Below are 25,562 nucleotides of genomic sequence, written 5' to 3' on the forward strand. Positions count from 1 at the left end.
TCGCTCGTCGTCACGCGCGGGGCAGCCGCGGGATGTTGGGGGTGGTCGGCGCGGCCGGTTCGTCGGTGGGGGCGGCGGCCCGCATCTCCTCGATCCGCGCCGCGATCCCGGCCACGGTGGGCGTCTCGAAGAGGCTGCGCATCGGCAGCCGCACCCCGGTCGCCTTGCGCATCGCGGCGATCAGCTGCACCGCCACCAGCGAGTTGCCGCCGAGGGCGAAGAAGTCGTCGTCGACGCCGACCTCGGCCACCCCGAGCCCGTCCTGCCAGACCCGGGCGATGATCATCTCCAACTCGGTGCGGGGCGCGGCCGAGCCGCCGCCGGTGCCGGACGGCGCCGTGGAGGTCGTCTCCGGCTCGTTCTCCAGGCTCTCCGTGGTCATCCGGCCGGCGCGGCTGCGGATGTCCGCCACCGTCCGAGTGGTGATCACGACCTGGGCACCCAGCCCGGCGGTGAGACTGCGCCGGAACGCCTCCACCCCGTCCACCGGCCGGATGTCCTCGGTCGGCCCGGCGGAGGTCGCCGCCGGGTCCGCCTCCGGCGCGGCGGCCAGGCCACCGGTCACCGCGCCCTGGTCGACCCGCCGCAGCACGAAGTCGCTGATGGCGACGAGCTCCCGGCCGTCGGCGTCGCGCAGCGACAGGTCCGCGGCCACCACCTCGGCGGTGGCGCTGTCCCGGTGCCGCAGGTGGCTGTGGAACCGCGCCGGCAGCGACCCGCGCACCACGATCCGCCCGTACGACAGCGGCAGGTAGGTGCCGGAGCCCTGGCCGCGGCCGAACGCGGTCGCCACGTCCAGCAGCGCCGGGTGCAGGCCCCACGACGGCAGGTCCCCGACCGCCTCGGCGGGGGCCTCGATGCGGGCCAGTTCCTCGCCGTCGCCGAGGTGGTGCTCGCGCAGCGCGGCCCAGCGCGGCCCGAAGGTCAGCATGCTGGTGCGTCCACGGCCGAACGACGAGTCGTCGTCGACCCGGCGGCCCGTCACGGCCGGCTGCTCCGCCGGCGGGGCGGGCTCGACCGTCCAGCCCGCCGACCCGCGCACGTGCGTGCGGGACTGGCCGGCGGCGAGGCTGCACACGGCGAAGTCGACGCCGTCCTCGGCGGGGGTCAGCTCCACCCGGTACTGGGCGACGGTGCCGTCGGGCACCGAGAACGGCTCCAGGAACACCACGTCGCGCAGCTCCACGGCGGCGTCCCCGGCCGGGGCCGGCAGCGCGGCCGTCACCGCCGCGCGGACGGACTCCAGGTGGGCGGTGCCCGGCACCACGGGCACCCCGCCGATGCGGTGCTCGTCGAGGAGCCAGTGGCTGGTGGCGGAGACCAGGCCGTGCAGCACGGTGCCGTCGGGGCCGGTGACCTTCGTGGTGAGCACCGGGTGGTCCACCGGGGTGGCGACCGTGTCCCGCGCGGCGGCCCGGAAGCCGGCGGGGACGTCGGTCTCCACGGCCATGCCCACCTCGGCCCAGCCGCCCCAGTTCTGCGACACCACGGGCGCGGCGAAGCCGGCACCGGCCCGGGCGTACGCGTCGAGGAAGTTGTTCGCCGCGCAGTAGTCGACCTGACCGAAGCCGCCGATCACCGCGGTGACCGAGGAGCAGAGCACCACGAAGTCCAGCGGCAGGTCGCCGAAGACCCGCGCCAGGGCGAGGGTGCCGGCGAGCTTCGGGGCGAGCACCCGCTCCGCCTCGGCCCGCTCCTTGATCTCGGCCATGCCGCCGCCGGGCAGGCCGGCCGCGTGCACGATGCCGTCGATTCCCCCGTACGCGCGCTCGGCCTCGGCCCGCACGCGGGCCAGGTCGGCGGGGTCGGTGACGTCGGCGGCGAGCACCAGCACCTCGGCGCCGGCGGCCTCCATCCGGCGGATCGCGGCGATGGCCCGGCCGGCCCGGTCGCCGCCGTGCACGGCCAGGTGGTCGTCCCACTCCTCGCGGGCCGGCAGCCCGGAGCGGGCCAGCAGCACCAGTTTCGCCCGGGCCCGGGTGGCGAAGTCCTCGGCGAGGGTGATGCCGATACCGCCGAGCCCGCCGGTGATCACGTACCGGCCGCCCTCGCGCAGCGCCCCCGGCTCGCCCTCGGCGTCGACGGTGACCTGCTCGTAGCCGGTCACCCAGCGGCGTCCGCCGCGCAACGTCACCTCGGGCCGCTCCGGGTCGACCGGGCGGCGCAGCTCGGCCACGAGGGCCCGCTCCCCCGCGTCGGCCGGGCCGGCGTCGAGCAGCCGGACGGTCAGGCCGGGGACCTCGGCCGGGAGCACCCGGGCCAGGCCGGCCAGGGTGGCGTGCTCCGGCCGGGTCAGGTCGGCGCCGGTCACGTCGCCGATGCCGGCGGTGACGACGTCCAGGGTGAACGCGCCCTCCTCGGCGGTCAGGCCGGCGCCCGCCAGGGCCTGCACCAGGTGCAGCGCGCTGAAGAAGCCCCGGTCCTGGGCGGCCCAGGTGGCGGCGATGTCGGCGCCGGTCGGCTCGCCGTCGAGGGCGAACGCGTGCACCAGCCGGGCCGGCACGCCGTCCGCGGCGAGGGCGGCGACCAGCGCGTCGTAGTCGTCCCGCACGCCGGGGCGCAGCCGCCAGCCGTCGGCCTCGGCGGCGAAGCCGTCGCCGGGGCGTACCGTCAGCGGCTGCTCACCGGCGGCCCGCAGCGCCGCGACCAGCGCGTCGCCGCGCGGGCCGTCGGCGAGGACCAGGCAGCGGCCCAGCGGCGCGGTCCGCGGCTCGGGGGCCGCCTGCCGCCACACCGGCACCGCGAACCACTCGGGCAGCGGCCGGGGCCCGGTCTCGACCGGCGCGGCGGCGCCCGGCTGCACCGGGTCCGGGTCGACCCAGTAGCGGCGCCGCTCGAACGGGTACGTCGGCAGCGGCACCCGCCGCGCGTCCGGGTCGGAGCCCAGCCGCACCGGCGTACCGGCGCACCAGAGCGCCGCCGCCGTGCCGAGCAGGGTGGCCAGGTCGCCGGTGGGCTCGCCCGGGCCGGGCAGGCTGCCCAGCGGGACGAGCTTGCGCTGCGCCTCGGACGCCTTGGCCACCTGCATCCGGGCCAGGTTCGCCAGCTGGCGGCCCGGGCCGCACTCCACCAGCGACCACGTGCCCTCGGCGAGCAGGGTGGCCACGCAGGCGCCGAAGCGCACCGGCTGGCGCAGGTGCGCCGCCCAGTACGCCGGGTCGGTGGCCTGCTGCTCGGTGATCCAGGTACCGGTCACGTTGGACAGGAACGGGACGGCCGGCGGCCGCAGCGTCACCGTCGCCATCAGGGCGGTGAACTCGGCGAGGATGGGGTCCATCATCGGCGAGTGGAAGGCGTGCGAGGTCCGCAGAGCCTTGGTCTTGGCGCCGACCGTGTCGGCGAAGGCGGCGACCGCGTCGCTCGGGCCCGCCACCACACAGGTGCCCGGGCCGTTGACGGTGGCGATGGCCAGTCCCTCGGGCAGCCGTTCGGCGACCACCGACTCGTCCAGCGGCACGGCGAGCATCGACCCCGGCGCGACGGACTGCATCAGCCGGCCCCGGGCGGCGACCACCCGCAGCGCGTCGGGCAGGCTCAGCACCCCCGCCACCGTCGCGGCGACGTACTCGCCGATCGAGTGCCCGATCATCGCGGCCGGCCGCACGCCGGCGGACTGCCAGAGCACGGCCAGGGCGTACTCGACGACGAACAGGGCGGGCTGGGTGTAGCGGGTCTCGGTGAGCTTCTCCCCCGCCTCGGGGTCGCGGTCGAGGATCAGGTCGCGGATGTCCAGGCCCAGCTCCGGGCGGAGCAGCTCGGCGCACTCGTCCACGACGGCCGCGAAGCCCGGTTCCTCGGCGTAGAGCTGCGCACCCATCCCGGCGTACTGGGAGCCCTGGCCGGAGAAGAGGAACGCCGTCCGGGGCGCCGGGCCCTCGGCCACGCCGGCCTGCCGGCGGCGCTTGGTGCGCAGCGCGGCGACCGCGTCGGCCAGGTCGGTGGCGACCACGGCGACGCGGTGCGGGTACTGCTGGCGGCCGACGCGCAGGGTGTGCGCGACGTCGGCGAGGTGCTCCGGCCCCCGGTCGGCGGCGGACTCCAGGTGCTCGGCGAGCCGCTGCACCGCCGTCTCCAGCGCGCCGGCGGTCTTCGCCGAGACGTGCAGCAGCTGCGCCGGGCGGACCCGCCGCTCCCGGTACGCCGCCGGCGCCTGCTCCAGCACCACGTGCGCGTTGGTGCCGCCGATCCCGAACGAGCTGACCCCGGCGCGGCGGGGCGTGCCGTCGGTGTCCCACTTGGTCAGCGTGTTCGCCACGTAGAACGGGGTGTCGGCGAACTCGATCGCCGGGTTCGGCGTCTCGTAGTTGATGGTCGGCGGGATCAGCCCGTGCTCCATGGCGAGCACCGTCTTGATCACGCTGACGATGCCGGAGGGCTGGCTGAGGTGGCCGATGTTGGACTTCACCGAGCCGATGCCGCACCAGCCCCGCTCGTCGGTGTCCTTGGTGTAGACGGCGGAGAGCGCGGCGATCTCGATCGGGTCGCCCATCGCGGTGCCGGTGCCGTGCGCCTCGACGTAGCTGATGGTGCGCGGGTCGACGTCGGCCATCGCGACGGCCTGGGCGATCGCCTCCATCTGCCCGTCGACGCTCGGGGCGGTGAAGCCGACCTTGCCGGCGCCGTCGTTGTTGATCGCGTTGCCGAGCACCACGGCGCGGATCGCGTCGCCGTCGGCGATCGCGTCGGAGAGCCGCTTGAGCAGGGTCACCCCAGCGCCGCTGCCCCAGACCGTGCCGTTGGCGTCCGCGTCGAACGGGCGGCACCGGCCGTCGGGCGAGGTGAAGCCGTCCATGCCCAGGTAGCCGACGTGCGGCAGCTCGATGTTGACGCCGCCCGCGAGGGCCATGTCGCACTCGCCGTTGCGCAGCGCCTCGCAGGCCAGGTGGAACGCGACCAGCGAGGTGGAGCAGGCGGTGTGCACGGTCAGGCTCGGGCCGCGCAGGTCCAGCCGGTACGACACGTTGGTGGCCACGTAGTTCGGGGAGTTGCCGGTGGCCAGCGAGACGGTGCCGTGGAGGTTGCCGCCGACCCGCTTGTTGCGCAGCACGAAGCGGTGCAGGTAGGTGTTGCCGCCCGTGCCGGCGTACACGCCGATCGAGCCGTCGTAGCGGGTCGGGTCGTAGCCGGCGTCCTGCAACGCGGTGTAGCAGGACTCCAGGAACAGCCGGTGCTGCGGGTCGGTGATCTCCGCCTCGCGGGCGGTCATGCCGAACAGCCCGGCGTCGAACTCGTCGTACCCGTCGACGAGCGGGGCGCGGTTGACCCAGCCCGGGTCGTCGACCTCGTCGGCGGTGGCGCCGCGGGCGAGCTGCTCCTCCCGGGTCAGCTCGGTGGCCGACTCGACCCCGTCGACCAGGTTGCGCCAGAACTCGTTCACGTCGGCCGCGCCGGGCAGGCGGGCGGCCAGCCCGACGATGGCGATCGGCTCGATGCCGTCGCCCTCGGGGAGGTCGGTTGCGGTCGGGTTGCTCATCAGGCTGTCCTTCGTCACGCGGTGCCGCCGGGGCGGCGGGGTGGGTTGCGGCGGGTACGACTGCGTCGGGCGGCGGCGCGCAGCGCGGCGCGGGCCAGCTCCGGCCGGTCGGCGGCGCCGTCGAGGCTGGCGGCGAGCGCCCGGATGGTGGGGTGGCGGAAGAGGTCGAGCATCTTGATCGAGCGGCCGGTGGCGGCGGTGAGCCGGGCGTGCACGGCAGCCAGCGCCAGCGAGTGCCCGCCGATGTCGAAGAAGTTGTCGGTGACCCCGACCTGGTCGCGTTCGAGGACCTCGCGCCAGATCCCGGCGATCAGCTCCTCGGTGTCGGTCAGCCCGTCCGGGCCGGCCGGCAGCACGCCGCGCGGCGCCTCGCCGGCGGCGACGGTCATCGCGCCGAGCTGGGGCGTGGCCACCGTCGGGCGGGGCAGCTCGGTGGCCACCCGGTCGGTCGGTGTGTCCGGCGCGGCGACCAGCGCGCCGACGAGTGCGGCGAGGTCCGCCAGCAGGTCGTCGATCCGGCCGGCGTCGAAGAGGTCGGGGTTGTAGACCACCTCGACGCCGTACCGGCCGGCCCGTTCCACCACGTAGACGGTGATGTCGAACGGCGAGCCGGGCTTGGGCACCGCGACCGGCTCGGTGTCCAGGCCGGTCAACGCCAGCCGGGGCGGGGCGAAGTTGAGCACGTTGAACAGCACCTGCACCAGTGGCGCGCGGGAGGTGTCCCGGCCCACGGCGAGCGCCTCGACGATCCGCTCCAGCGGGGCGCCGGGGTGGGCGGTCGCCTCGTGCAGCTCGCCGGCGCACCGGTCGACCAGCTCGGCGAAGCTGGCCGCGCCGCCGCGCACCCGCACGGGCACGGTGTCGATGAAGAAGCCCACCACGTCGTCGAACGCGGCCAGCCGGCGGTCGGCGACGATGGCGCCGACCACGTGGTCGTCGCGGCCGGTGAGCCGGCGCAGCAGCTCGCCGAAGCCGGCCATCAGCACCGCCGCCACGGTGGTGCCGCGCCGCTCGGCCAGCTCCCGCACCCCGCGGTCACACGCCTCGGGCAGCCACACCGCCGCCTCGGCGCCGGTGTAGGTGGCCACCGCCGGCCGGGGCCGGTCGCGGGGCAGGTCCAGCACGGTGGGCACGTCGCGCAGGTGCGCCACCCACCAGTCCAGGTCGGCGGCGCCGCGACGCCGGTCCCGCTCCGCCCGCCACACGGCGTAGTCGGCGTACGTGGCGGGCAGCGCGGGCAGCGTCGGGCTGCCGCCCGCCAGCGCCCGGTCGTACGCCGCCGCGAGGTCGTCGTAGAGCGGCTTCTCCGACCAGCCGTCGAAGACCGCGTGGTGCAGGGTGATCGCCAGGACGTGCTCGTCCGGCCCGAGCCGGTAGACGGTCACCTGCCAGGGTGGCCCGGTGGCCAGGTCGAAGGAGTGCGCCGCCCCGGCGGCGAGCATCCCGGCCAGCTCCGCCTCGGCGTCGGCGCTGCCGGTCAGGTCGACCACCGGGACGGCCACGTCGGTCGGTTCCTCGCGGACCGCGTACGGCACGCCGGCAGTTTGCGGGATGCGCCAGCGCAGCACGTCGTGCCGTTCGGCGACCGCCCGCAGCGCCGCCCCGAGGGCAGCGGTGTCCAGCGGGCCGCGCAGCCGGTGCGCCACCGCGATGTTGTAGGGAGCGCTGGAGGGGGCGATCTGGTCGACGAACCAGAGCCGGCGCTGCGGCGCCGAGAGGGTGGGCGGGTTGCCGGTGGTCAGCCCGTCGCCGTCGGCCGGGGCGGCGGCGGTGATCCGCTCCACCAGGCCGGCCAGGGTACGGCCGGTGAAGACGTCCCGGGTGTCGACGTGCCGGCCCAGCTCGGCCCGGAGCGCGGCGACCAGGCGCATCGCGGCGATGGAGTTGCCGCCGGCGGCGAGGAAGTCGGTCTCCGGGGTGGGCGTCCCGCCGAGCAGCCGGCCCCAGATCCGGGCCACCGCCGCCGCGAGCGGCTCGTCCGCGTCCACGGGGCCGGCGGGGACCGCGACGTCGGCGGCGGCGGCCAGCGCGCGCAGCGCCGGCCGGTCCAACTTGCCGGTGGTCGGGCTGACCGGCAGGGCGTCGCGGCGCAGCACCCGGGTCGGCAGCATCGCGGCGGTCAGCCGGGACAGGGCGTACGCCCGGAGCCGCTCGTCGTCGGGGGCGTCGGCCGGGGTGAGGAAGGCGACCAGCTCGGTGCCGGCCGGGCCGGGGACGGCCTCCACGGCGACCTGCCGTACGCCGGGCAGGTCGGCCAGCACGGCCTCCACCTCGCCCAGCTCGATGCGCTGGCCCCGGATCTTGACCTGCCGGTCGATGCGGCCGAGGTAGACCAGCCGGCCGTCGGGCTCCTGCCGAGCCAGGTCGCCGGTGCGGTAGAGCCGCTGCCCCGGGTGCTCGCCGAACGAGTCGGGGACGAACCGCTCGGCGGTCAGGCCGGGCCGGCCGAGATAGCCGTCGGCCAGCCCGGGACCGCCGACCAGCAGCTCGCCGGCCTCCCCTGGCGGCACCGGGCGCAGCCCGGCGTCGACCACGTACACGCGGTGGTTGGGGACCGGGCGGCCGATCGGCACCGGGTCGGTCTCGGCACCGGTCAGCTCGCCGCTGACCGCCATCACCGTGGCCTCGGTCGGGCCGTACGCGTTGACGAAGAGCCGGCCGGGGGCCCAGCGGGCGGCCAGCTCGGCCGGCACCGCCTCGGCGCCGCAGAGCACCACCCGCCAGGCGGGCAGCTCCGCCGGGTCCAGCATGGACAGCACGGTCGGGGTGAGGAGCCCCCAGTTCACCTCGTGCGCGGCGATGAACCGGGCCAGCCGCACCGGGTCGGCCCGGTCGTCGGCGCCGACGAGCTGGACGGCGCCGCCGAGCAGCAGCGGTACGAAGAGGTCGATGATCGCCGCGTCGAAGCTGAGCGAGGCGTAGCCGAGGCTGCGGACACCCGCGTCGGCGCCGGTCACGGCGGCGCAGCCGGTGACGAACTCGACCACGCTCCGGTGGGTGACGACCACCCCCTTGGGCCGGCCGGTGGAGCCCGAGGTGAACAGCACGTACGCGGGGTCGCCGGGGCGGGCCGGGCAGGCGGCCAGCGGCGCCGGCCCGGGCAGCCCGAGCGCCTCGACGCCCGGCACGTCGCCGAACTCGGCCACGGCGGCGTCACCAACCACCACGGTCACCCCCGCGTCGGCGACGATCTCCCGCAGCCGCCGGCGGGGGCCGCCCGGCTCCAGCGGCACGTAGCAGCCGCCGGCGAAGAGCACCCCGAGCACGGTGGCCACGAGGTCGGGGTTGCGGGCTCCGCAGACGCCGACCCGCGTCTGCGGGCCGACACCGCGCCCGCGCAGCGCGGCGGCCACCCCGGCCGCCCGGCCGACCAGCTCGGCGTAGGTGAGCCGGGTGTCCCACTGACGCACCGCGACCGCGTCCGGGGTCCGAGCGGCCTGGGCGGCGATCAGCTCGGCCAGCGTCGCGTCCGGCCACGGCAGGGTCTCCCCGTGGACGGCGCTGGTGGACAGGATGTCGGTCACCCGTTCTCTCCCCGGTAGCTCACTGGATCGGTGATCTGCAACCGCAGCTCGCTGACGTAGCCGCGTCCCCTCGCGTCGGTCACCCAGGCGTCCGCCGGGTCCGGCAGCAGCTCGCCGACCGTCACGGTGACGTCGGGGCCGCTCTTCGCGGCGGCGTCGACCATGGCGCAGAGGGACTGGGCGTGCAGCGGGGCGGTGAGGTCGACGTAGCAGGGCTTGATCTCGGTGCCCACCTTGACGAACACCCGCTCGGGCAGCCCCAGACCCGCCCTCCACCGGCGTACGGCGAGGAACCGCTCGGCCTCGCCGGTGACGCCGGCCAGGCCGGTCTCCGCCACCGTCGTCCGCCAGGTCCGCCGCGCCACGACCAGCCGGTCGATGGTGATCCGGGGCGTGTGCGGGGCCGGCGCGAGGAGCTTGAAGGTGTCCAGCAGCAACGCGCCGAGCAGGTTGGCGAAGATCTCCATCAGCGGCCAGCGGGTGCCGTCCGGCAGCACCGCGAGCCACTCGTCGCCGTCGTTCTCCACCCGTGCCTCGGTGGCGCGGACCAGCCGGTCGACGTCGGCGCCCCGGGCCGTGTCGATGCCGAACTGCCGGTCCCGGGGACCGTTGAGCGCGTACGTGATGCGGGTCGTCATCCGCGGGAAGCTCTCCGGGTAGAGCACCCGCGCCCGGGCCGGCCCGAGTTCGGCGTCCAACGCGGCCCGCAGCGACGGCTGGTCGGGGTGGAACGGGGTCAGCACCGCGCTGTCGAACGGGACGTAGGCCGGGTGCAGCTCGCCGAGGACGAGCAGGAAGTCGCCCCGGTTGAGGGCGTCCAGCCCGGCGGCGGCGATCTGCACGTCCGGACTGTGGATCCGGGCGGACGGCCAGCCGGGGCGGTCGGCGGCGAACAGGGCACGGGCCCGCCCGGCCAGGTCGGCGCTGCGCAGCCGCAGCTCGGTCTGCCCAGGGGCCACCGTGTCCAGGCCGATGAGCTCCGCCCAGCGGGCGGTCAGCCCGGCGCCGGCCTGGGCGATCGGGCCGTCCGGGGCGAGCAGCAGCCCCTGGGCCAGGGCCCAGATGTCGGCCAGCCGCACCGGCCCGTCGCCGCGCAGCTCGGCGTGCAGCTCCGCGAAGAGCCGTTCGCAGGCGGCACCGACCTCGGCGGTCAGCCAGCGTGCGGCCGCCAGCACGATCGCCAGCGGCTCGGCCAGCGCGTCCAGCACCCGGGAGCCGACCGTGAAGTCCAGGTCGCGGGCGGTCTCCTCGTAGAGCACCGTGCGACCGGCGTACATCTGCCCGGCCTGGCGGGTGGCGGGCCGGCCGGTGACGGCGGTGAACTCGGCGTTCAGCGCGGCCAGCGCGGCGCCGAGCCGGTCGGGGTCCCCGGCCGCCGCGGCCACCGCGTCGCGCGCCGCGCGCAACCGGTCGAACGCGGTCGCCACCTCGGCGCGGACGGACGCGTCGCCGATGGCCTCGATCCGCTGCCCCAGCACGCGCTCGGCGTCCGGGCTGACCGGCAGGCCGGCGTCCCAGGTCAGCAGGCTCCGGTCGACCAGCCGGTCGAGCAGCAGGTAGCCGTCGTCGGCGCTGCGCAGCCCGGCCTCCCCGCCGGCGACAAGCCGCTCCACGAGGGTGACCGCCGGGGTTCGCCCGTCGCAGACGGCGAGCAGCCGGGCCTCCGTTCCGGTCAGCTCGGTCGGCGGGAGCAGCGGGCGGGTGACCTGCCGGTCGGAGAGGCTCAGGTGCGGCGGCAGCGTCGGCGCCCACCAGCGCCGCACGGCCAGGTCGTCGGCGAGCCGGTCGGCGTACGCGATCAGCGCCCACGCCTCGAAGTGGACCTCGCGCCGGGACACCAACGCGGGCCCGGGCCGCAGCCGGGTGGCCGGCTCGTCGGGATCGATCCGGCCCCAGCAGACCGGGCCGAAGAACCCGATCGTCTCGGCCTTGCCGCAGTAGCGCTGCCAGTAGCGCAGCAGGCTCAGCTCGCGCTTGCGGCGGCGTACGTTGCGCACCGTCGGGTCGGTGCGCAGCAGGCCGTCCAGCGCGATGAGCATCTCCGGGTTCTGCCAGGTGACCGCCTCGCGCAGCAGCGGGTCGGCGGCGATCTGGTTGGCCACCTCGGAGCCGTCCGCCAGCGCCGTCGCGAACGCCTTCTCGAACGTGTCCGCCTCGCCCTCGCCGGAGAGCAGGGCGTCGGCGGCGGCCGCCGCCTCGGGCGCGGCGAAGGCGGCCAGCCCGGCCGCCGGGAAGCCGGCGGTACGCAGGACGACGTCGCGGAACACCGACCAGCCGGTGTCGCCGAGGGGGATCCGGTGGCTCATGACCGCACTCCGCTTCGCTCCGTGCCGCCATGAGGCACCAACGCGCTGCACCGATGATTCACTCGCTGACGCACGCTCATCGGGCGTCCTCCCGCTCGTCGGCGTCCACGATGTGCAGCCGCAGCTCGCTGAAGTAGCGCCGGCCGGCCGCGTCGGGCACCCAGGCGTCCCCGACCGTGGGCAGCATCTCGCTGACCATCAGCGAGGCGTCGTCGCCGCCGTCGGTGCGGGCGGCCCGCACCATCGCGCAGAACATGGCGCTGAACGCCGGGCTGCTGAGGTCCACGAAGCAGGGCTTGGTCTCGGTGCCGAGCTTCACGTAGACCTGCTCCGGCAGCCCGAGGCGGCGGCGCCAGTCCCGGACCGCGAGGAACCGTTCCCGTTCGCCGGTGACGGCGGCGAGCCCGCTCGCGCCGACCGTGGTGCGCCAGGTCTGCCGCGCCACCACCAGCTCGCCGACCGTGATCCGGGGCGTGTACGGCGCCGGGCTGACCAGCTTGAACCCGTCGACGGCGTGCGCGCTGAGCAGCGGGGAGAAGATCTCGGGCAGCGTCCAGCGCTGCCCGTCCGGGGCGGTGGCGACCAGCCGGCCGCCCTCCTCCGCGACGGTCAGGTCGACCGTGGGCAGCACCCGGTCGGGGTCGGCGCCGGGCGCGGGCGCGAAGGCCAACTGCCGGTCGGTCGGCCCGGTGAGCGCCTCGGCGACCCGGCTGGTGCGCCGGGGCCAGTCGGTCGGGACGAGCAGCCGGATCCGCCGCTCGCCGAGGTCCTCGGTCAGCGCGTCGCGCAGCCGCTCCACGTCCGGGTGCGACGGCGTGAAGACCTGGCAGTCGAAGGACGCCCAGGCGGCGTGCAGCTCGCCGAGGACCACGGTGTAGTCGCCGCGTGCCAGCGCCTCCGCGTCGGCGGCGCAGATCTGCAGGTCGGGGCTGTGCAGCCGGGCGTTGGGCCAGGCCGGCCGCGCGGCGGGGAAGGCCTCGGCGACCCGGGTGGCCAGGTCGGCCACCGGCAGCCGGACCTCGGTCGTCCCGGGCGGCAGCGCGGCCAGGCCGAACAGTCCGGCCCAGCGGTCGGCGAACTCGGCGGCGACCGCGTCGACCGGCCGGGCGCCGTCGCCCCAGAACAGGCCCTGCGCCAGGAACCACAGGTCGGCCAGGGACACCGGGCCGTCGCCCGCCTCGGCGCGCAGCTCGTCGTACAGCTCGCGGAACGCCGCGTCGTACGCCCGCTCCAGCGCGTCGACCATCCAGCGGGCCGCCTGGAGCAGCACCGCGAGCGGGGCGGCGATCCGGTCGAGCAGCGGCTTGCCGAAGACCACGTCGAGGTCCCGGCTGGTGTCCTCGTAGCAGAGGGTGCGGCCGGCGTACATCTGGCCGGCGCGGCGGCGCGGGGGCTCCCCGGTCAGCTCGGTGAACGTCGCGTCGAGCGCGTCCAGGGCGGTACGCAGCCGCTCCGGGTCGCCGGCCGCGGCGGCCACCTCGTCCCGGGCGCCGCACAGCCGGTCGAAGCCGGCGCGGGCGCCCAGCCGGGCGGGCTCGTCGCCGATCTCCTCGATCCGCCGCCGCAGCACGTCCTCGGCGTCGGGGCTCACCGGCAGCGCCGCGTCCCAGGTGATCAGCTCGCGCTCGACGAGCCGGTCCAGCAGCGCGTAGCCGTCCTCCGGCCGGCGCAACCCGATCGCCGGGTCGGCGACCAGCTCGCGGGCCGCGCGCCGGCCGTCGGCGGCGGCCAGCAGCGCCGCCTCCACCGGTGTGAGCGCCACCGGCGGCCGGCCCGGCCGGCGGACCGTGCGGTCGGCGAGGCTGAGCTGCGGGCAGAGCATCGGCGCCCACCAGCTGCGCACCGCCACGTCCCGGCCGATCCGGTCGGCGTACGCGCTGAGCGCCCAGGACTCGAACCACACCCAGCGTCGCCGGGTCAGGCCCGGGCCGGGGCGCACGTCGGCGGTCTCCGGGCGCGCCGGGTCGAGGGTGACCCAGCAGCTCGGGCCGAAGAAGCCGACCGTCTCGTTCTTGCCGCAGTACCGCTGCCAGTACTTCAGCAGGGCGCGCTCCCGGTCCCGCCGCCGCACGTTGCGGGCCGGGTCGGGGCCGCCGCGCGCCAGGCCGTCCAGCGCGACCAGGGCACCCCGGTTCTGCCAGCCGACCGCCTCGCGCAGCAGCGGATCGGCGGCCAGCGCGGTGAGCCGGCGCCCGGTCGCCGCCACCGCCTCGGCGAACTCCTTGTCGAACCGCTCCGCGCCGTCGCCGGTGGCCAGCAGCTCGTCGGCGGCCGCCGCGGCCTGCGGAGCGGACAGCATGGTCAGGCCGTCGGCGGGGAAGCCGGTGGTACGCAGGATGGCGTCCCGCCACACCGACCACCCGGTGTCGCCGAGCGGCACCCGGTGCCCGCCCGCCCTGGCGGCCGGGGCCGCACCGGCGCCCCGGGCAGCATGATCGTCGACGGGGACCCGCTCCGTCGCCGCCGCCAGGACGCCGTCGAGGTCGACGCGGATCGCGGCGAGCAGGTCGGGGAGCCGGTCGTTGAGGAAGAAGTGCCCACCCTCGATCTCGTACAGGATGAAGCCGGCGGCGGTGTGCTCCCGCCACGCGTCGCTGTGCTCCCGGCGGACGGCGCGGTCGTCCCGGCCGCTGAACGCCACGATCGGCACCGGCAGCGGCTCGCCCGGGGTGTAGCGGTAGCTGTCGACCCGGCCGAAGTCGGCGCGCAGCAGCGGCAGCAGCAACTCGACCAGCTCGGGGTGCGCCAGCAGCTCGGCCGGCAGGCCGCCGCCGGCGCCGAGGCGGCGCAGCAGCTCGTCGTCGTCCACGTCGGACAGCCCGTCGAAGAGACTGGCCGCGGTCACGTGCGGGGCGCGGGCACCGCCGACGTAGAGCCGCAGCGGCAGCGGACGACCGGCGCGGCGCAGCTCGCGGACCACCTCGAAGCCGACCCGGCCGCCCATGGAGTGGCCGTAGATCGCGTACGGGCCGCGGACCCGGTCGGCGATGGCGGACGCGACGTCGGCCACCCGGAACTCCGGGTCCTCGCTGATCCGGTTCTCCCGGCCCGGCAGCTGCACCGGCAGCACCTCGACGTCCGGGCCGAGCCCGTCCTGCCAGCGCCGGAAGACGCTCGCGCCGCCGCCGGCGTAGGGCAGGCAGAACAGTTGCACCGGTGCCGGGTCACGGCGGCCGGCGGAGACGAACCAGTTCACCGCGCACCTTTCTGAGGGGGGTCGATCCAGTACCGCTGGCGTTGGAACGGATAGGTCGGCAGCCCGGTCCGCCGGACCGAGCCCTCGGGGTGCAGCGCCGCCCAGTCCACGTCCCGCCCGGCGACCCAGGCCGCCGCCAGCTCGCGCAGCTCGCCGGGCTCGCCGGCCAGCCGGGCGTCGGTGGCGAGCAGCTCGTCCAGCGCGGCGACGGCGCCGGCGGGGTCGGCCGCCACCACGGCCGCCCGGCAGCCGAAGGCGCGCCGACCCAGGGCGAGGGTGGCGGCCACGTCGGCGAGCGCCGGGGCGGCCCCGGCGAGGTGCTGCCGCAGCCGGGTCAGCGCCGCCCGCAGCGCCGTCGGGGTCCGCGCCGACACCGGCAGCAGGTACGCGGGCGCGTCCGCGCCGTCGACCGGCTCGGCCGGGGGCGGCTGCTCGACCACCACGTGCGCGTTCGTGCCGCCCAGCCCGAACGAGCTGACCCCGGCGACGCGACGGGTCGCCTCGGGCCAGTCCCGCGCCTTGGTCGGCACGTAGAACGGACCGCCGGCCAGGTCGATCTCCGGGTGTGGACGGGTGAAGTGCAGGTTCGGCGGGATGACGCCGTGCTGCACGGCGAGCACGGCCTTGATCAGCCCGGCGATGCCGGCGCCCGCGTCGAGGTGGCCGATGTTGGTCTTCACCGAGCCGAGCGCACACGTCTCGGCGGGCCCGGCGCCGGCGTACACCTCGTGCAGCGCGGCGACCTCGATGGCGTCGCCGAGCGGCGTGCCGCTGCCGTGGGCCTCGACGAAGCGGACCTCACCGGGGGCGACCTCCGCCGCGGCGAGCGCGCCGGCGACGGCGGCGGCCTGCCCGGCGGGCCCGGGGACGGCGAACCCGGCGCGGTCGGCGCCGTCGTTGGTGACGGCCCAGCCGGGCAGGATCGCGTAGATCCGGTCGCCGTCGGCCTGGGCGTCGGCGAGCCGGCGCAGCGCGACCACACCGGCGCCGGAGCCGAAGCCGGCGCCGGCGGCGGCCTCGTCGAAGGCGCGGCAGCGGCCGTCCGGGGAGGCCAGACCGCCGGGGGTGTGCCGGTAGCGGGGCCAGGTGACGTTCACCCCGCCGGCCAGGGCGATGTCGCACTGGTAGTCGGCGAGGCTCTGCGCGGCGAGGCAGACCGCGACCAGCGAGCTGGAGCAGGCGCTCTGCACGGCGACCGCCGGCCCGGTCAGGCCCAGCCGGTAGGCCACCTGCCCGGGCAGGTGGTCGGTGAACTGCCGGCCGACGAGCCGGGCCTCCCAGTCGTCGGGGTCGACGTCGCCGATCACGGCCGGGTTGTCCATGAGGTGGAACAGGAAGTACCGGTTGGCGGAGGTGGCGGCGTAGACGCCGACCAGCCCGGGGAACCGGGCCGGGTCGTGCCCGGCGTCCTCCAGGGCCTCCCAGGCCGTCTCGAGGAAGAGCCGGTGCTGCGGGTCGGTGCGGGCCGCCTCGTCGGCGCCGAAGGAGAAGAACTCGGCGTCGAAGTCGGCCACCCCGTCCAGCCGGCCGGCCGCCTTGACGTGCCGGGGGTCGGCGCGCAGGCCGGGGCCGATGCCGAGGGCGGCCAGTTCCTCGTCGCTGTGGTCGTGGATGGAGTCCACGCCGGCGCAGAGGTTCCACCAGAAGGTGCCGACGTCGGGCGCGCCCGGGAACCGGCCGGCGAGGCCGACCACGGCGATCTCGTCGCCCGTGTACTCCCGGGCGGCGGTCGCCGGGGCGACCGGGGCGGGCACGGCCGGCGCGCGGACCGGCTCCGGCGGGGTGTCGACCAGCCGGGCCTGGGCGGCCACGGTCGGGTGCTCGAAGAGCCGCAGCATCGGCAGTCGCACCCCGAACCGCTCGGCGAGCCGCTGCTGCACCCGACCGAGCAGCAGCGACTGGCCGCCGACGTCGAAGAAGCTGTCGGAGCGGCCGACGGCCGGGCGACCGAGCACCTCGCACCAGATGTCGTGCACGATCCGCTCGGTGGGGGTGGCCGGCGCCTCCCCGGCGGGCACCTCCCGCGCCGGGTCGGGCAGCGCCCGCTCGTCGATCTTGCCGGTGACGGTGAGCGGGAACTCGTCGACCACCACCACCGCGCGCGGCAGCGCGTACTCCGGCAGCCGTCGGGCGAGGGCGTCGCGCAGGGCCACCGGGTCCAGCCCGGCACCGCCCGGCCGGGCGTACGCGAGCAGCTCGCCGTCGCGCGCGATGGCGCGGACCGCGGCGACGCCCGGCTGGTCGGCGAGCACGGCCTCGATCTCGGTCAGCTCGACGCGGAACCCGCGCACCTTCACCTGCCGGTCGAGCCGGCCGAGGCAGACGAGGTCGCCGCCGGACAGCCGCGCGCCGAGGTCCCCCGTCCGGTACGTCGGCACGCCGTCGGGGTCGACGGCGAACCGGTCGCTGTCCTGGCCGAGGTAGCCGGGGGCGAGGTGCCGGCTACGCACCACGATCTCGTCGCCCTCGCCGAGGCGCAGCTCGTACCCGGGCAGCGCCGTGCCGATCGGCAGCGGCCCGGTGGCGGCGGGGTCGGCGTCGGCGAGCGGCAGCGCGTACCGGGCGGCAAAGGTCATCTCCGTGGCGCCGTAGCCGTTGACCAGCACGCAGTCGGGGCCGAAGCGGTCCCGCCCGCGGGCCGCGTCGGCGTGGGTGGCCTGCTCGCCGCCGAGCAGCACGACCCGTACCCGGTCGAGGCGGGGGCCGGGGGTGTCGAGCAGGAAGCGGTAGACGGTAGGGGTGGAGTGGTAGACGGTGACTCCGTGCCGGGCAAGCTGCTCGACGGCGTGGGCGAGGCCGTGCCGGCGCAGCTCCACCGGGACGACGGCGGCCCCGGCGAGCAGCGCCGGGTAGAGGTCGGGGATCGCCGCGTCGAAGCTGAACGAGGCGAGCAGGCTGAGCCGGTCCTCCGGGCCGATGTGGAGGGCCGCGATCTGGTTGTCCACCACGTGCAGCAGGTTGCGGTGGGTCTGGCCGACCGCCTTCGGCACGCCGGTGGATCCGGAGGTGAACAGCACGTACGCCAGCGCGTCCGGGTCGACGGGCACGGGCCGCAGCGGCGCGGCCGGGAGGTCGTCGACCGTCAGCACCCGGACGGCCGGCCGGTCGGCGGTGAGCCGGCGGGCCAGCCCGGCGTGCTCGACTCCACACAGGACGGTGCCGACCTCCGCGGCGGCGAGCATGTGCCGCAGCCGCTGCTCCGGAAAGCCCGGATCCAGCGGCACGTACGCGCACCCGGCGGCGAGCGTGCCGAGGATGGCGGCGATGGTCGCGGGCCCGTGCCCGGTGAGCAGGGCCACCCGGTCGCCCGGTCGGCACCCGGCTCCGGCGAGGGCGGCGGCGTGCCCGCCGGCGGCGCCGGCGAGCGCGGCATAGCTGAGCGGGGCGGCCTCGCCGAGGACGGCCGGCTGATCGGGCTGGCGGGCGGCGACAGCACCGAAACGATTGACTACGGTCGGTTCTGCCATGTCAGCGCGCGGTGGCGGACCCGCTCATGGACAGCGCGCAGCGTTCGACAAACGCAACCATCGATCCCCCCCAGGACTTCACAATGGAAGCAGCATAAGGCTCGATGCATGGCGGGAAAGATCATCGTTTAGAGTCCATCCGAACAGTCGACGGACCCCTCACGCAACGGATGGGTAAAACCGTCCGATCATCCCTCTAGCGCATAGAGGAGCTTCCGTCTACTTGCGAGCCGGCCGACGATTCTCCGGCCAAACGGCTCGTGGACCTTCAGTCTTCCTGCGACCGGGGTCGATGTCCACAGACGACTTTGTGAACGACGGATGACCGGCTGGGTCGTCAGCTGTCATATGGCGGGCGGGGGATCGGCTGGCTCGTGCCGTCGAAGTCCCCGGGCAGCCGGGCGACCATGTCGCGGAACTCGTCGACGGTGACCGCCTCCCGCAGGGTGGCGAAGACGGCGCCGGTGCCGACGCGGGCGGTGGCCTCGTCCACTCCGGCCCGCTCCCCCACGCGGCGCAGGAACTCCGCCGGCCCGAGGGGGGCCGGCCGGCCGTCGGCGGGGTCGGGCCCGGTCAGGTAGCCGTCCAGCTCGTCGGGGAGGTGCCCGGCCAGGTCGCCCGACCGGTCGCCGGTCATCCGCTCCACCATCGTCTGCAGCACGGCGCGGGCGATCGTGGCAGACTGCGCGGTCGACAGCCCCGCCCGGCGGGACACCGCGTCGACGAATAGGGGAAACCGCACGGTGCCCTCCTGTCGTCACCGGCCCCGCGCATACCCGCGCCCGCCGCCGGCAAACGACGCAACCGGGCCGCGTACGCGCCCGGCGGCGACCAGCGGGACGAGTTCACCCCGACCAGGTCGAGCGGATCATGCTGGCGGGCGCCGAGCGGCAGGCTCAGCCGGTCCGGTCGTCGGCGAGGACGTCGAGCAGCAGCGCGGCGGTCCAGCCGAAGGCGGGTGAGCCGAGCCCGGCGCCGGTGTCCGGGTGGAAGTACTCGTGGCAGCCGGAGCGGGCCACCAGCTCGATCATCGAGTCGCGCAGGCCGGCCGCCAGGTCGGGGCGGCCGTGGGTGAGCAGCCCCCGGCGCACCAGCCAGTTGATGTTCATCCAGCTCGGCCCGCGCCAGTAGCGCAGCGGCTCGAAGTCCGGCGCCGTGCGGTCGTGGCTGGGCAGCGGCCGGTCCATCCGGGCGGCCAGCCCGAACCGCGGCGAGCACGCCTCGGCGACCAGCGCCGTGGCCTGCCGGGCGGGCAGGTCGGGCAGGATCAGCGGGACGAGGCCGAGCACCGTCCGGGCCGGCACGAGGCGGTCGGCGCGCAGGTCCCGGGGCTGGAAGGTGCCGGTCGTGGGGTCGTACAGCCGGCGCACCAGGGCCTCGGTGATCCGGACGGCACGCTCCCGGTGCGGGCCGGGGTCGGCCCCGACCACCGGCGCGATCCGGGCGAGCGCGTGCTCGGCGGCGCCCATCGCCGCGTTGAGCAGCGGACACTCCACGAGGAACGGATGGTGGGCGGCCAGTTCCGCGTCGCGGTAGCGGTGCTGCCGGTAGGACGCCACGATCGCGACGTAGCGGGCGTAGTCGAGGTCGGTGGGGCGGTGCGCGGCGTCGGCGTGCGTGGTGTCGTGCCGGCGGTACGCGCGCATGACGGCGGCGTCGGCGGGAACCGCCGCCATCGGCGCGTCCCAGGCGGGGCTGTTGTCCAGCCCGGACTCCCACGGGTGGACGATGCAGGCCAGCCCGCCGCCGCCGACGTCCCGGTGGGTGGCCAGGTAGCGCTGCTGCGCCACCAGCCCGGGATAGAGCCGACGCAGCGCGGCCCGTCCCTCCGCCGAGGGGCACCGGCGGTACGCCAGCCACGCGGCGGGCGCATGCACCGGCGGCTGGACCAGCCCGGACGTGGCGGCGGCCGGGGCGCCCTCGGCGAGGGCCGAGTCCCAGAACTCCGGCCCCGGGAAGTACGAGCCGACCCGCAGCGCCGGGTTGAACACGATGTGCGGCACCCGCCCGTCGGCCCACTGGGCCCGGAACAGGCTCGCCAGCTCCCGCCAGGCGCGGTCGGGGCGGACGTGGGCCCAGCCGAGCGCGATGAACGCCGAGTCCCAGCTCCACTGGTGCGGGTAGAGGGTGCGCGAGGGCACGGTGTGGTCGTGCTCCCAGTTGCCGTCGAGGGTGGCGACGGCGAGCTGGCGCAGCGCCGCGCCGTCCCGGGCGCCGCCGTCCCGGGCCTCGGCCTCCCGGGGGCCGGCGTCACGGGGGCCGGCGTCACGGGGGCCGGCGTCACGGGGGCCGGCGTCACGGGGGCCGGCGTCACGGGGGCCGGCGTCGGCGGCCGTCCCGGTGTCCGGGCCGCCGTCCGCGGTGTCTGTGCTCATGCCGCCGCCTGCCGGGGCTGCGCGTGTCGGAGCACGGCGGCGGCCTGGTGCAGGGCGCGGACCGGGTCGCCCCGCAGCCGGCACTCCAGCGCCAGCCAGCCCCGGTAGTCGATCTCCAGCAGGGTGCGCACCAGGGCCGGCCAGTCGAGGTGGCCGGCGCCCGGCTGGTAGCGGTTGGAGTCGCTGACCTGCACGTGCCCGAGATAGGGCGCGGCGGCGCGCAGCGCCCGGTGCACGTCGTCCTCCTCGATGTTCATGTGGAAGGTGTCCGCCGCCACCCGCACCGAGGGCAGCCCGACGGCCGCGCAGAGGGCCACCGCGTCGTCGAGCCGGTTGACCATGTGGTCCTCGTACCGGTTCAGCGGTTCCAGGAAGAGGGTGACCCCCTCGGCGCGGGCGTGCTCGCCCAGCTCGCCGAGGGCGTCGAGGAGCACCTGCCGGTCGCCGGCGGGCGAACGGGGCGGCTCGAACGGCGGCAGCCGCCGGGAGAACATCCCCCACGCCGCCGGGGTCATCGCGCCGACGCCGCCGAGCTCGGCGATCACCGAGAGCTGCGAGCGCAGGTTGCGCACCGCGTCGCGGGACCGCCCGGGGTCGAAGTCGCCGATGAAGTGGTCCATCTCGACACAGACGGTGGGCATGACCACCCCGGCCGCCCGGGCGCGGCGCAGCTCGGGCAGCCGGCGGGCGAGGCCGAGGTCGCCCCGGCCGCGCAGCTCGATCGCGTCGTAGCCGAGCGCGGTGGCGAGCGCGTACTTCTGGATCAGGTCGGTGCCCGGCAGGAGCTGCTCCTGACAGGCCAGGGGAATCGTCATCGGAACCTCAGCACCACTTGGAGGGTGTCACCGTCACCGCGGTCGAGCAGCGCCAGCGCGTCGGCCACCGCGCTGGCGTCCACGACGTGGCTCACCAGCGGCAGCGGGTCGACGCTGCCCTCGGCCACCAGGTCCATGAAGGTGTGTGCGACGCGGGCTCCGGTCCACCGGCCGGCCATGCCGGGAGCCGGGGTCGGCCCGGAGACCTGGGCCGCCACCAGCTGGATCCGGTTGTGGTGGAACTCCTCACCCAGGCCGAGCCCGTCGGCCTGCCCCTGGTAGAAGCCGGCGGCCACGACGCGGCCGGCGTGGGTGGTGGAGCGGATCGCCTCGTGCAGCGCCGGGTAGGCCCCGGACAGCTCCAGGCAGACGTCCGCACCCCGGCCGCCGGTGGCCCGGCGCAGCACGGCCGCGGCCGACTCGGCGCCCGCGTCGACCGCGATGCGCGCGCCGAGGCGGGTGGCGTGCGCCAGCCGGGCGGGCACCCGGTCGACGGCGACCACCCGGGCGCCGGAGAGGGCGGCGAGGCGGGTGGCGAGCAGCCCGATGACGCCCTGCCCGAAGATGCCGACCCAGTCACCGAGGTGCAGGTCGCCGGCGAGCACGGCGGTGAGGGCGATCGCCCCGGGGCGGGCGAAGACGGCCGCGAGCGGATCCAGCCCGGCGGGCAGCGGGTGCACCGCCTCGGCGGCCACGACCGCCTCGGCGCGATGCCCCCAGATGCCCCAGACCGCCTCGCCCGTCCGCCGGTCGGCCACGTCGGGCGCGACCTCGACGACCTCGCCGACCTCCTCGTAGCCGAAGCCCACCAGCGGGTACGGCACGGAGGTCTGCCGGGGCACGAACATCCGGCTGACGTCGTCCCAGTCCTTGCTCAGCCGGGGGTTGCTGCCCCGGTAGAGGGTGAGCTCGGTGCCGGCCGAGATGCCGGAGTAGCAGGTGCGGACGCGGACCTGACCGGGCCCGAGCGGATCCGGGGGGCAGGGCTCGAGGCTGATCCGTCGGGGCCCGGCCAGAGAGACAACCCAGTTGACCATGAGTCACATCCCGGTAGCACTGGGTTCCATCGTAGGCAGAAAATCGGTATATGTCTTGTAATTGATCAATCGAAGGCGTTGAATCCCTTGTATACCCTTCGAGAGGAGTGCCACCGATGTCAGCACCTCCGATGCGGATACTCGCCGCCACCCTGATCATGGCAGTCACCGGGGCCAGCCTGCTCGCCTGCGGCGACGAGGAAACCGACAGCGACAGCAAGAAGATCACCGTGTGGAGCCTGGAGGACGTGGCCGACCGGGTCACCGCCACCAAGGCGATCATCGCGGACTTCACCGCCCGGACCGGGATCACGGTCGACCTGGTCACCGTGAACGAGGACCAGTTCCCCTCGCTGATCGCCTCCAGCGCCGCCGCCGGCGAGTTGCCCGACGTGGTCGGCTCGGTGTCGCTGGCCGGGGTACGCACCCTCGCCGGCAACGAACTGCTGCACCCCTCGGCGAACGCGGAGGTCGTCGAGGCGCTCGGCCGGCAGACGTTCTCGCCGCGCGCGCTCGAGCTGACCGCCGACGACGGCAGACAGCTCTCCGTGCCCAGCGACGGCTGGGGGCAGCTGCTCGTCTACCGCAAGGACCTGTTCGACGCCGCCGGGCTGCCCGCCCCCGACACGTACGAGAAGATCGCCGCCGCCGCCACGAAGCTGAACACCGGCGGCGTCGCCGGCATCACCGCCGCCACCGCCCCCGGCGACGTGTTCACCCAGCAGACCTTCGAGCACTTGGCGCTGGCCAACAACTGCCAGCTCACCGACGACGCCGGGGCCGTGAAACTGGACTCCCCCGAGTGCGTCGAGGCGTTCCGGTTCTACGGCGACCTCATGCGCACCAGCTCCGTGAAGGGCGCGCAGGACGTGGACACCACGCGGGCCACCTACTTCGCCGGCAAGGCAGCCATGCTGATCTGGTCGCCGTTCATCCTCGACGAGCTGGCCGGGCTGCGCAACGACGCCAAGCCGACCTGCCCACAGTGCCAGGCCGACCCGGCGTACCTGGCGAAGAACAGCGGCTTCGTCACCGCGATCAAGGGCCCGAACGGCGCCGCGCCGGCCCAGTACGGCGAGATCAGCTCGTGGGCCGTGCTCGACGGCGCCGCCGCCGACTCGGCGAAGTCCTTCGTGGAGCACATGCTCGGCGGCGCCTACCCGCACTGGTTCGGCATGTCGCCCGAGGGACGCTTCCCCGTCCGCAAGGGCACCGCTGCCGAGCCGGAGAAGTTCCTCACCGCCTGGAACGCCAGCCAGGCCGGGGTGGACGCCAAGAAGCCGCTCGCCGACGTGTACGGCGAGGAGGTGCTCGCCGGCCTGCGGCGCAGCCCGGACACCTTCCAGCGCTGGGGCCTCACCCAGGGCCAGGGCAAGCTGGTCGGCGCGATCCTCGGCGAGCTGCCCGTGCCCAAGGCGCTGAACGACGTGGTCGCCGGCAAGACCGACGCCGCCGCAGCCGCCGGCCGGGCGAAGAAGGACGTGGAGGCGATCAAGGCGGGCGTCAATTGACCACCGCCGCGCCGGGCACCGGCCGCTCCCCCACCCGGGAGCGGCCGGCCCCGGCCCCCCGCCGCCGGCCGCTGACCCTGCGCCGCCGCGAGGCCCGCGCCGGGCTCGCGCTGGTCGCCCCGACCCTGCTCGTCGTGGTCGCGGTCATCGGCATCCCCATCGTCTGGACCGTCGTGCTGGCCTTCCAGCGGGTACGCCTCGCCACGCTGCGCCGCACCGGGCTCTTCGGCGAGTTCACGATGGACAACGTCGAGCGGGTCCTGAACACCCCGGGCTTCGCCGACACCCTCTGGACCACGCTGGTCTACAGCGTGGCCAGCACCGCCGGCTCGATCGTGCTCGGCCTGGTGGCGGCGCTCGTCGTACGCCGGCCGTTCCGGGGCCGTACCCTCGTGCGCGCGTCGATGCTGCTGCCGTACGTGGCGCCGGTGGTCGCGGTCACCTTCGTCTGGCAGGTGATGCTCGACCCCCAGCTCGGCGTCGTCAACGACTGGGGCCGACGGTTCCTCGGCTGGGACACCCCGGTGCCGTTCCTGTCCCAGGAGTCGACGGCCCTGGCCACGGTCATCGCGTTCGAGGCGTGGCGCTACTTCCCGTTCGCGTTCCTGTTCCTGCTCGCCCGGCTCCAGGCCGTGCCCGGCGAGCTGGAGGAGGCCGCCCGGGTGGACGGGGCCACCCCCACCCAGCGGTTCCGGCACATCCTGCTGCCGCAACTGCTGCCGGTGATCGGCCTGCTGGGCGTGCTGCGGTTCATCATGACGTTCAACAAGTTCGACGACGTCTACCTGCTCACCGGCGGGGCGGCCGGCACCGAGGTGGTCAGCGTCCGGGTCTACGAGTTCCTGACCGCGCGGACGGACATCGGCGCGGCGGCGGCGCAGGCGGTCGTGCTCGCGGTGGTGCTGATCGTGTTCGTGCTGGTGTACCTGCGCTTCTTCGGTGGACGGAGGGTCGACTGATGGACCGGGACCGGATCGAGACGGTGGGCCTGCGCTGGCTGCGCCGGCTGGTGATCGCCACGTTCCTGCTGGTCACCGTCTTCCCCTTCTACTACATGCTGGTGCTCTCGGTGCGCCCCATCGAGCGGCTGCTGCTCGACCCCGGCTCGCTGGTGGTGGGCCTCGGCGAGCTGACCTTCGACACGTACGCCGAGGTGGTCAGGGCGGCCGACGACGGCGGCCAGGGCTTCCTCACCTTCATGCGCAACAGCGGCCTGGTCGCCGTGGCGGCGACCCTGCTGACGCTGGCCGTGGCGATCCCCGGCGCGTACGCCGTCGCCCGGCTGCGGTTCTTCGGCCGGCGGCAGGTCGACTTCCTCTTCCTGGCGGTCTACCTCTTCCCGTCGATCGTCATCGCGATCCCGCTCTTCGTGGTCTTCACCCGGGCCGGGCTGCGCGGCTCGCTGCTGGGCCTGGTGCTGGTCTACATCTCGCAGACGCTGCCGGTCTCGGTCTACATGCTGCGCAACTACTTCGAGACCATCCCCGTCAGCCTGGAGGAGTCCGCGGCGATCGACGGCGCGGGGCGGCTCGGCATCATCCGTCGGGTCAGCCTCCCCCTGGCGGCGCCGTCCATCATGGCGGTCGCTCTGTACGACTTCATGATCGCCTGGAACGAGTTCCTCTTCGCCCTGCTCTTCCTGGTCGACAAGCCGAACCGGTGGACGGTGTCGCTGGGGCTGGCGCAGCTGGCGGATGGGGTCGAGGTGCCGAAGACGGTGCTGATGGCCGGTTCGGTGATCCTCACCCTACCCATCGTGATCCTCTTCTTCGCCAGCGAGCGCCTGCTCACGGAGGGGCTCACCAGCGGCGCCGAGAAGGGCTGAGGCGGGGCGGGGTTGCCGCGCGGCGTCCGCCGG

General features: G+C 75.5%; 12 protein-coding genes. 3 read left to right on the forward strand and 9 right to left on the reverse strand.

The features are described from left to right. Window positions 1-10: 10 nt before the first annotated feature. From ACGFZ2_RS28370 to ACGFZ2_RS28410, 9 genes are all read right to left on the reverse strand, one after another. Entirely contained in the window at window positions 11-5,473 is a 5,463-nt protein-coding gene (locus tag ACGFZ2_RS28370; RefSeq protein ID WP_393458736.1) for an SDR family NAD(P)-dependent oxidoreductase, read from the reverse strand. A gap of 14 nt (window positions 5,474-5,487) precedes the next feature. Continuing rightward, window positions 5,488-8,997, reverse strand: coding sequence for an amino acid adenylation domain-containing protein (locus tag ACGFZ2_RS28375; protein ID WP_393458739.1), 3,510 nt, complete (start codon window positions 8,995-8,997; stop codon window positions 5,488-5,490). Continuing rightward, window positions 8,994-11,303 (reverse strand): lantibiotic dehydratase, encoded by a 2,310-nt coding sequence (locus ACGFZ2_RS28380; protein ID WP_393458742.1) that lies wholly within the window; start codon window positions 11,301-11,303, stop codon window positions 8,994-8,996. Before ACGFZ2_RS28380 ends, ACGFZ2_RS28375 begins: the two co-directional genes overlap by 4 nt. A gap of 76 nt (window positions 11,304-11,379) precedes the next feature. Next, the gene (locus tag ACGFZ2_RS28385) at window positions 11,380-14,499 is read right to left on the reverse strand and encodes a thioesterase domain-containing protein (RefSeq protein WP_393458745.1); all 3,120 of its coding nucleotides are present in this window, start codon (window positions 14,497-14,499) and stop codon (window positions 11,380-11,382) included. Further along, complete coding sequence (locus ACGFZ2_RS28390; protein ID WP_393458748.1) at window positions 14,496-17,966, reverse strand: AMP-binding protein; 3,471 nt, start codon at window positions 17,964-17,966, stop codon at window positions 14,496-14,498. The genes ACGFZ2_RS28385 and ACGFZ2_RS28390 overlap by 4 nt, the downstream gene beginning before the upstream one ends. A gap of 337 nt (window positions 17,967-18,303) precedes the next feature. After that, window positions 18,304-18,708, reverse strand: a complete 405-nt coding sequence (locus tag ACGFZ2_RS28395; RefSeq protein WP_393458751.1) for a DUF2267 domain-containing protein — start codon at window positions 18,706-18,708, stop codon at window positions 18,304-18,306. A 154-nt stretch (window positions 18,709-18,862) separates the two neighbouring features. Further along, a complete protein-coding gene (locus ACGFZ2_RS28400) occupies window positions 18,863-20,341 on the reverse strand; it encodes a hypothetical protein (protein ID WP_393458754.1) in 1,479 nt (492 codons plus the stop codon). Continuing rightward, window positions 20,338-21,156: a sugar phosphate isomerase/epimerase family protein gene (locus ACGFZ2_RS28405; protein ID WP_393458757.1), complete on the reverse strand. Its 819-nt coding sequence runs from the start codon at window positions 21,154-21,156 to the stop codon at window positions 20,338-20,340. Before ACGFZ2_RS28405 ends, ACGFZ2_RS28400 begins: the two co-directional genes overlap by 4 nt. Further along, entirely contained in the window at window positions 21,153-22,193 is a 1,041-nt protein-coding gene (locus ACGFZ2_RS28410) for a zinc-binding alcohol dehydrogenase (protein ID WP_393458760.1), read from the reverse strand. The genes ACGFZ2_RS28405 and ACGFZ2_RS28410 overlap by 4 nt, the downstream gene beginning before the upstream one ends. A 116-nt stretch (window positions 22,194-22,309) precedes the next feature. On the opposite strand from ACGFZ2_RS28410, the gene ACGFZ2_RS28415 reads away from it, so the two are divergent. Genes ACGFZ2_RS28415 through ACGFZ2_RS28425 form a run of 3 tightly spaced genes read left to right on the forward strand, consistent with a single transcriptional unit; the run spans window position 22,310 to window position 25,529 of the window. Then, the gene (locus ACGFZ2_RS28415) at window positions 22,310-23,704 is read left to right on the forward strand and encodes an ABC transporter substrate-binding protein (protein WP_393458763.1); all 1,395 of its coding nucleotides are present in this window, start codon (window positions 22,310-22,312) and stop codon (window positions 23,702-23,704) included. Beyond that, window positions 23,701-24,663, forward strand: coding sequence for a carbohydrate ABC transporter permease (locus tag ACGFZ2_RS28420; protein ID WP_393267875.1), 963 nt, complete (start codon window positions 23,701-23,703; stop codon window positions 24,661-24,663). The genes ACGFZ2_RS28415 and ACGFZ2_RS28420 overlap by 4 nt, the downstream gene beginning before the upstream one ends. After that, complete coding sequence (locus tag ACGFZ2_RS28425) at window positions 24,663-25,529, forward strand: carbohydrate ABC transporter permease (RefSeq protein WP_357462124.1); 867 nt, start codon at window positions 24,663-24,665, stop codon at window positions 25,527-25,529. The genes ACGFZ2_RS28420 and ACGFZ2_RS28425 overlap by 1 nt, the downstream gene beginning before the upstream one ends. Window positions 25,530-25,562: the final 33 nt, after the last annotated feature.

This window comes from Micromonospora sp. NPDC048063 (assembly GCF_043202855.1).
Lineage (GTDB): Bacteria > Actinomycetota > Actinomycetes > Mycobacteriales > Micromonosporaceae > Micromonospora.